The organism is Streptomyces sp. NRRL S-337 (assembly GCF_000720175.1).
Classification (GTDB): domain Bacteria; phylum Actinomycetota; class Actinomycetes; order Streptomycetales; family Streptomycetaceae; genus Streptomyces; species Streptomyces siderophoricus.
The window spans coordinates 1-201 of record NZ_JOIX01000225.1 but is presented as its reverse complement, the minus strand read 5'-3'; the positions used below and the strand labels follow the sequence as shown (position 1 = coordinate 201).

The window sequence follows — 201 nt, the reverse complement described above, 5'->3', positions numbered from 1 at the left end:
CCGACGGGCAGGGCGGCGCCGACGGTGCGGGCGGCGTCGGTGACGATGCCCATGTCCTTGTGGTGCAGGTCGATGCGGAAGCCGGGTGCGAAGTCGCGGTTTTTGAAGTTGTCCTTCTTGCGGGTCAGGACGGTGGAGCCGGCCAGGCCGCCGTTGAGGACGTCCAGGGCGGCGGCGAGGTCGACGCCGGACTTCTCCAGG

1 protein-coding gene is annotated in these 201 nt (G+C 70.1%); it reads right to left on the bottom strand.

From position 1 onward, the window contains the following. The coding region (locus IG62_RS0141130) for an NAD-binding protein (protein WP_030816482.1) at positions 1-201 on the bottom strand (201 nt) is incomplete at both ends.